Annotated in this window: 5 protein-coding genes and 3 pseudogenes; 5 read left to right on the top strand and 3 right to left on the bottom strand. The window is 58.2% G+C overall.

Annotated elements, in window-relative coordinates:
- Positions 1–430: response regulator (locus tag MKK58_RS00235; RefSeq protein WP_243910213.1), on the bottom strand; the 430-nt coding region annotated here is incomplete at its 3' end.
- 860 nt (positions 431–1,290) lie between these two features.
- Between MKK58_RS00235 and MKK58_RS00230 the strand changes: the two genes are divergently transcribed.
- Complete coding sequence (locus tag MKK58_RS00230) at positions 1,291–2,229, top strand: GDP-L-fucose synthase family protein (protein WP_243910212.1); 939 nt, start codon at positions 1,291–1,293, stop codon at positions 2,227–2,229.
- Positions 2,230–2,749: 520 nt separating this feature from the next.
- The gene (locus MKK58_RS00225) at positions 2,750–3,322 is read left to right on the top strand and encodes an FkbM family methyltransferase (RefSeq protein WP_243910211.1); all 573 of its coding nucleotides are present in this window, start codon (positions 2,750–2,752) and stop codon (positions 3,320–3,322) included.
- Positions 3,323–3,816: 494 nt separating this feature from the next.
- Here the strand turns inward: MKK58_RS00225 and MKK58_RS00215 are convergent.
- A pseudogene (locus tag MKK58_RS00215) lies at positions 3,817–4,422 on the bottom strand (IS630 family transposase); the annotation flags it as partial.
- An 80-nt stretch (positions 4,423–4,502) separates the two neighbouring features.
- Between MKK58_RS00215 and MKK58_RS00210 the strand changes: the two are divergent.
- Positions 4,503–5,516, top strand: a complete 1,014-nt coding sequence (locus MKK58_RS00210) for an IS110 family transposase (RefSeq protein ID WP_243910210.1) — start codon at positions 4,503–4,505, stop codon at positions 5,514–5,516.
- Between the two features lie 244 nt (positions 5,517–5,760).
- Here MKK58_RS00210 and MKK58_RS00205 read toward each other — a convergent pair.
- Positions 5,761–6,303, bottom strand: a pseudogene (locus MKK58_RS00205) (IS630 family transposase); the annotation flags it as partial.
- Between the two features lie 131 nt (positions 6,304–6,434).
- Here MKK58_RS00205 and MKK58_RS00200 point away from each other — a divergent pair.
- Both MKK58_RS00200 and MKK58_RS00195 read left to right on the top strand, forming a co-directional pair.
- Positions 6,435–7,499: an FkbM family methyltransferase gene (locus MKK58_RS00200; RefSeq protein WP_243910209.1), complete on the top strand. Its 1,065-nt coding sequence runs from the start codon at positions 6,435–6,437 to the stop codon at positions 7,497–7,499.
- Positions 7,500–7,677: 178 nt separating this feature from the next.
- Positions 7,678–7,951, top strand: a pseudogene (locus MKK58_RS00195) (hypothetical protein); the annotation flags it as partial.

Here is a 7,951-nt window from a genome sequence, read left to right as displayed (position 1 = left end):
CGATGGTGGTGGTCTTCTCATCGAGGTTCACGATGAGGTCGCCGGTGGTGATCACCGACTGGGCGTGGCCCTGCGAGCGGCGCACGATGGCGTGGATGCGGGCGACGAGCTCGTCCTTGTGGAAGGGCTTGGTGAGGTAGTCGTCGGCGCCGAAGCCGAGGCCCTTCACCTTGTCCTCGATGCCGGCCAAGCCGGAGAGGATCAGGATCGGCGTCTTGACCTTGGCGACGCGCAAGCTGCGCAGCACCTCGTAGCCCGAGATGTCGGGCAGCGTCAGGTCGAGCAGGATGATGTCGTAATCATACAGCTTGCCGAGGTCGATCCCCTCCTCGCCGAGATCCGTGGTGTAGGTGTTGAAGCTCTCGGACTTGAGCATCAATTCGATGCTGGCGGCGACGGAGGCATCGTCCTCGATCAGCAGTACGCGCATCGGAAAGCTCCTTGAAAGATCGAGACTTCCTAGGCCGACATCGGCAACAAACCATTAAGGTTTCCGGCGGTCGCGACCGCCCGCGGCATCGTCCTGCGTCCTCAACCGAAAAATCCGCAGGTCGCCCGACGCATTCGCTCATGGCACGCGAAACCGAGTATTTCCGATCGTCGTTCGTTCTCGTTATGGACGTCAGCGCGAGCCGTCCGTTCGATGCTCGATCGGGGCGCATGATGAACATTGAGGCCGGGGATGAGCCGTAAGCGAGATCGGGCGATGCAGGGATCGCAAAAGGCGACGTATCGCGGCGGGTGTTGAAGCCGACAAGGGCTTCTTGACAAGAGCGATGTACCGTGGAGGGGCGTGGGTCTCCCTTTGGTGTGAAGCCGCGGCATGAGGTTCGGCTGATCACAAGTCGTCATGGCGCTTTTATCGAAGCATCATGGCCGACAATTTTGTAAAATCAGCGTTGTTTACAATAAGATTTGCATGAGATTAATTTTTGCCACAGATAAAAATTGAACGAATGTTTTCCGTTATGATTTTGTAAAAAACGAAATTACCATTCATAAGTCAAAGTCATAATCGAGACATCGCAACTGGTATATAAATCTACTTCTAAGTCTTCGATGAAGTCAATTTTCTGTTCATCAAGGATATTTTTCTTAAGACCTGATCGGTCTAGAAATGCGATTTACTACAGATCGCTTTCAATGAGCAGGGTATCCGAGAGGCTAGACATGCAGGTATTTTATAGGATAAGCAATGGTTCGAAATTGCGACTAACTTGATGGTCTCACAGAATTATCTATGGATCACGATCTTCAATTATAAGTTCTGAATAAGGACATGTAAAAAAGATGAATACCTATGATATCCAAGGCAAACGTATATGGGTTACCGGCCATAGAGGCATGGTGGGTTCAGCAATCGTAAGGCGATTGGAAAGCCAAAATTGCGTCGTCCTCACATCCAGTCGGTCCGAAGTCGATTTGAGAAACAGCGTTGATGTCAAAAGCTGGATGTCTTTCAATAAGCCTGACGTTGTCATCATAGCAGCGGCAAAAGTCGGGGGTATCCTTGCAAATTCGCTTTACCCCGCTGATTTCATATATGACAATTTAGCGATTGCTACGAACGTCATACATGAAAGCTATAAATCACAGGTCGAAAAACTAATATTCCTTGGCTCTTCATGCATTTATCCGAAGTTTGCGCCGCAGCCAATTCCTGAAGCGTCGCTTTTGACCGGCCCCCTTGAGCCGACGAATGAATGGTATGCGATCGCCAAGATCGCAGGAATCAAGCTGTGTCAGGCTTACGCGAAGCAACATGGCGCCAACTTCATTTCGGCGATGCCTACAAATCTCTATGGCCCCGGAGACAACTATAATTTGGAAACCAGCCACGTGTTGCCGGCCCTGATCAGGAAATTTCACGAGGCCAAGGTCAACGATCATCAGAGCGTGACCATTTGGGGAACGGGGACGCCGCTGCGCGAATTCATGCACGTCGACGACCTTGCAAACGCGATCGTGTTTCTCATCGAAAAGTATTCGGGTTACGAACACATCAACATCGGATCGGGCGAAGAGATAACGATCGACAAGCTCTCGAAGTTGGTCGCCGAAGTTGTTGGCTTTAAAGGCTCTCTGGAGTTCGACAGGACCAAGCCGGACGGAACGCCGCGTAAGCTGATGGATTCGAGCCGGTTGAATGCGATGGGTTGGAAGCCAAGTATAAAAATAAGCAATGGCATAAGCGACGCCTATAAAAGCTTCCTGAGCATACAGGCATAAATTCGCTTATCCCTAGAAACACCCCTCTGTCGATCATTGTGAGCATCAGCCACCGACGTTTTCGTTCGTCCCTTCTATGGAGGAGGGAGTAGAGGGGACGAACGATGATCCGAACCGGGCCAATGGTTGAGGCCTGCCGGCGCAAGGACCACGCTGGACGAAGCGCGACCTGCGCGCCGACCGAACAGGATGCCGGTCCGTGCCGCCCGGGTTCTCGAACGCGCATGCCCATCGATACCGTTCCGTCAGGCGCTCTGAATCAGATTTTGCCGTCCGGTCGCGTGGTGTTAGTTCTTCCCGAAGCTCTGAGGCAGTGATACCATGATGCCTCATCCATCTGAGATCATAAAGGTTTGCGATTTAAATGATTAATCTTCTTTCTTACTTCCAATAACTGATAACAATCAAAGAAAGTATTGACTCGGGACAGGCGCACCCGTCTCGCGAAATTTCATTCCTTTCATTTGTCACCGAAAACATAGAAATCTCAAGATCGCAAATATTTCAAGATCTGTGGGTTTTGTTTGAGACGAATTTCAAGCGGAATGGCTTTTTTGTCGAGTTCGGTGTCTGCGACGGTTTGAAATTAAGTAATACTGTTGTTCTGGAGAAAAATTTCGGGTGGTCAGGCATCATCGCGGAGCCTGCACGATCCTGGCACGATGCCCTCTTTCTCAATCGAAGCTGTTCGATATCTACAAAATGTGTCTACGGAAAATCCGGAGAGCGCATCACGTTCAACGAGACGGGCGAACGAGAACTGTCGACGATCGATTCCTTCTCGCAGTCGGATTCGCACGCGCCAGCGCGAGAGACAGGCAATCGCTATGAGGTCGAGACGATCAGTCTCCGGGACTTGCTGATCGAACGCGATGCTCCGCGGCAGATCGATTATCTGAGCATCGATACCGAAGGAAGCGAATTCGATATTATCAGCAATTTCAATTTCGATGAATTTGATGTGAAGCTCGTCAGCATCGAGCATAACTTCACGGAGCGTCGGGAACAGATTGCAAATCTGATGGCGAACAACGGCTATCGTCGGGTCTTCAGCAGTCTGACTCTCTTCGATGACTGGTTCATCAAACTCTAAACGTCAAGATTTGCAATCAATATCAGGCTAAAACTAGGCCGCTCCATAGAGCAAACTTGGTGCTGCGTCGTCTATCACGTCTGTTCAGGCAAACGCCATTGGGGGCAGACCAGTTCAGGCGACGGCAACCCCTGGGGCCTGCCGTCGCCTGAACGGATTGCGTGGGTCTTGCCTTTTGCCTCTTTCGGCAGGAGGCGCGATGCGGAGCGACGCGCAGTGGGCCGAACTCGCGCCCCTGACCGGGGCGTGCCGGCCGAAGGCCGAGACACCCCCGCAAGAACCTGCAACGCACCCTCTCCTCCATATGTTTCGCGACGGTCCGAACGTACGCGCACATCAGCGGGCAGCCGCCACCAAAGAGGGGGATCTGGACGAGAGGCTCGTAGAGCGCCCTCCTGGCCGCTCACGTGGCGGTGATGGTCCCGAGGCTTGCATGATCGCGGACGGCCCCGGTCGACGATCCGACACTTGCCCAGGACGCTCACGCTAGGGCTTCAAGCAATTTGAGCAGGCGGACAATCCCAACACACCACCGACTGCTTCCAACAGCCTGCTAGTGCTCTGACTCTGACGGATGGTTCAGGAGCTCGGCTGAGGGCGTCGAAGATTGCAGAGGCGGGTTTAGTCCAGATGAAGGGCTTTGGGCTACGGTTGTGCTCGGCGATGTAGCGATTGATGGCGACCTGCAGGTCGACGACGCCGGTGAAGGTGCCCCGCTGTAGACGGCGACGGGTTAGGGCAGAGAAGAAGCCCTCGACGGCGTTAAGCCATGAGGCCGAGGTCGGCGTGAAGTGGAAGCTCCAGCGCGGATGGCGGGCAAGCCAGGCGCGGACTCGCGGGTGTTTGTGACTGCCATAGTTGTCCAGGATGACGTGGACGAGCTTACCGGCCGGCACGGCGGTCTCGACGGCGTTGAGGAAACGGATGAACTCGCCGTGGCGATGACGCTGCATGCAGCGGCCGAGCACGGTGCCGTCCAGGACGTTGAGGGCCGCGAACAGGGTCGTGGTGCCGTGCCGAGTATAGTCGTGGGTCTGAGCGGCTGGGTGGCCTGGACCGAGGGGCTGGTCGGGGCGGGTGCGCTCCAGGGCCTGGATCTGATGGGGTGGATGGCCCCCTCTGCCGGCATCAGTGTGCCAAGCTGGTGTCGTCGAAGGTCACAGGACAGGAGCCATCCGTCATGCAGATCACAACGATTGGTCTCGATCTAGCCAAGCATGTTTTCCAAGTTCACGGCGTCGATGCAAACGAGGTGGTCGTCGAGAAGCGACGCCTCCGTCGTGGACAGGTCCTGACCTACTTCGCAAAACTACCGCCGTGTCGGATTGGGATGGAGGCCTGTGCCACGGCTCACTTCTGGGCGCGAGAGCTGCGCCGATTGGGACACGAGGTGCGCCTCATTCCGCCCCAATACGTCAAAGCCTACCTGAAGCGAGGCAAGAACGATGCGGCAGATGCTGCCGCCATTTGCGAGGCCGTGACGCGGCCTTCCATGCGGTTCGTGCCCATCAAGAGCGAAGAGCAGCAGGCCGTGCTCGTGCTGCATCGCGCTCGGGAGTTGCTCGTGCGTCAGCGGACGCAGTTGATCAATGCGCTGCGCGGGCACCTGGCCGAGTTCGGACTGATCGAGGCACAAGGTCCCTCGCATGTCCGGCGTCTGTTAGAGACCATGCGCACGGACACTGCCGTGCCGGAGTTGGCGCGTGCGACTCTCGATTGCCTTGCTTCAGCCCTTGATGCCGTGGACGCTCAAATCGCTGCCGTGGAGGCGAAGATTGGTGCGTGGCACAAGGCAAATCCGATAAGCCAGCGCCTGGCGACGGTCCCCGGCATCGGGCCCCTCATCGCTTCGGCGATCACCGCCACGGTTGCCGACGCAGCCGCCTTCCGCAGCGGGCGGGAGTTTGCAGCGTGGTTGGGTTTGACTCCACGTCAGAAGTCGACCGGCGGAAAGCAGCGGCTGGGGCGGATCACCCGAAGGGGCGATCAATACCTGCGGCGATTGCTCATCGTCGGTGCGCAGACGGTTCTGCTGCGCTCGAAGGCAGCCAAAGCCAATCCGTGGATACAGGGCCTTCTGGCACGCTGCGCACGGTTGAAGGTTGCAGTGGCGCTCGCCAACAAGACCGCTCGGATCGCTTGGGCAATCATGCTTCGCGGAGAAAGCTATCGGCCGACCGCTACAGCCTCATGAGGGTCTGCGGTCTGTCCCGTAACGCTTGCTGAGAGAGAGGATGATGGGAGTGTCGGTCGCACCGACGGGCTGGGTCAACCTGAAGAAGAGCAGGGTTTCGAACCCGAGGATCTGATGAGGTCCCAGCCTGCGGACGTCCATCGTGGCCAGCGGCCGTGTGCGCCGCGCGAACAGGCCGGACACATGACTGCAAGCATACCGATCTCATCCATCAACTTTTCGCTTGCGAGCCGGGGGCCATCCACACATGGCTCTTCTCGTCGATGGACAGCACCACGGCGTGGGCGGGCGGGTCCATATAGAGGCCCACGACATCCTCGACCTTCTCGGCAAAAGCCGGATCATGCGAGCGCTTGAACGTGCGGATCCGATGCGGTTGCAAGCGATGCTCCTGCCAGATCCGTTGCACGGAGCGCAGTGAGATCCCAATCCGCGCGGCGACGGCGCGTCCGGTCCAGTGGGTGACCTCGTCGGGTGGCTCCGAGCAGGTCAGCGCCAGCACCTGCGCCACCGTTCGCGTGGAATGCGGTGGGGTGCCGGGCGGGCGGGTCTTGTCGTGCAGCAGGCCCTCGACACCCTCCTCGGCAAAGCGTTGCTGCCAGCGCCAGACAGCGGGCCGACTGACGCCGGCCTGCCGAGCCACCTCCTGCACGTTCAAGCGCTCGGCTGAGAGCAGGATGATACGCGCCCGAAGGATGTGCTTCAGGGGGCGGGATCGATCGCCGGCGATCGCGGCAAGCGCTGACTGGGTGGCGGCGTCGAGGAGCACGCAGACGGTCTGAGCCATTGCCCAGACTCGCATGCATCGCCCGCCTCGTGAATCCTCTGACCGCGTCAGTGCACTAGACGTCCGGCGGCGTTCGGATCATGGGTATGCTGAAGCCTCCCGCTCGGCCGATTACTCTTTCGTAGGCGCAAATGTCGAACGAAGCACCAGCTACCCGCATCACGCCAACCCAAGTCGTCGATCTCTACCGTGCAATTTTGGGTCGCGATCCTGAGAGCCAGTCGGTCATCGATCAATGCGTTGGTGCTGAGCCGGTTGCGCTCGCCTTGGCTCTTGCGGCTTCCTCGGAAGCCGCTGCGCAGCGATTACAGCGGCTTGGAACGCCCCTGTGGTTTTCGAACTCTCAAATTCCGATCGACGCGATCGTGCGATCTCACGAGGCCAAGGGTCGGCAGGCGGTGCCGGACAGGCTGGTGAACTATCTCGGCGTCAAGATCGACCCAGCCTTCCTGCCCGCCGTGCTTTCCGGGATGGAGGGGCAAGTCGAAGACGTTCCGATACCCGCAAACTGGCACGCTGACATGGCCGAGTGGGCCGCGGCGCTGCGCGCGGTTGATCTGGCGCGAGAAACGTTCCGGGTGCTGGAACTCGGGTGTGGCTGGGGCTGCTGGCTCCTCAACACGGGCGTGGCGGCACGCAATCGCGGCCTGGAGGTCGAGTTGATCGGCGCCGAGGGCGACCGGGGACACGTCGCCTTCGCAGAGCGCGGGTGTGCCGAGAACGGATTCAGGTCGGACCAGGTGCAGATCCATCACGGCATCGTTGGCTCCAAAGCGGGAACAGCTCTTTTTCCGAGGCAAGCCGAGGCGGGCATCTCCTGGGGGTTGGAGCCAGTCTTCGATGCCACGCCAGATCAGGTCACCGAGGCTGAGGTTGAAGGCCGGTATGACGTTCTGCCCGTTTTGACTCTGGATGCCCTATCGGCCGGCAATCGGATCGACCTCGTGCATATCGACATCCAGGGTGGGGAGGCCGACTTCATCGCGGGGTGCCTCTCGGAGTTGAGCCGCCTAGCCGCCTATATCGTGATCGGCACGCATTCACGTCAGATCGAAGGGCGCATCATGGCCATGATGCTCGAGGCGGGCTGGGTTTTGGAAGTCGAACGGCCCGCCATTCTTAATTTTGAAGTAGGCATTCCCTTTGTCACTATCGATGGAGTCCAAGGTTGGAGAAATCCCAAGCTTCGTCCTTGAAGACGTCCAAATGATTTCTGTCCGTCCTTAGACCCCGGCCACCAACAGATGGCCGTTCGTATCTGTTAGCGCGTGGCGTTAAAGCCCGACGCCCCCCAGACTGGATCATAACCGCGCTCGTTCGCCACTCCGATTGCGTTTTAGCCCGGTCAATCGGACTCTTGAGAGACACGAACCCATGTGCGGAATCGTTGGCATCGTCGGGAGGGACGCCGGGGCCGGGCAGCTGGGGGAAGCCCTGCGACGGCTCGAATATCGGGGCTACGACTCGGGCGGCATCGCCACCCTTGCGGAGGGGCGGCTGGAGCGCCGGCGCGCCGAGGGCAAGCAGAACCTCGGCCAGATCACGCTCGCCAACTTCGCCAACGATTCCGGCCTGGATCCCCTTGGCAACTGCCTCTACCGCGAGACCGCCGCCTCCTGCGCGCCCGTCACCGGCTTGCCCGGCTACC

The organism is Methylobacterium sp. J-078, assembly GCF_022829285.1.
In the GTDB taxonomy this organism is placed as follows: domain Bacteria; phylum Pseudomonadota; class Alphaproteobacteria; order Rhizobiales; family Beijerinckiaceae; genus Methylobacterium.
Note: the sequence above shows the minus strand (reverse complement) of the source record. Positions and strands in the feature narration are given on the sequence as shown.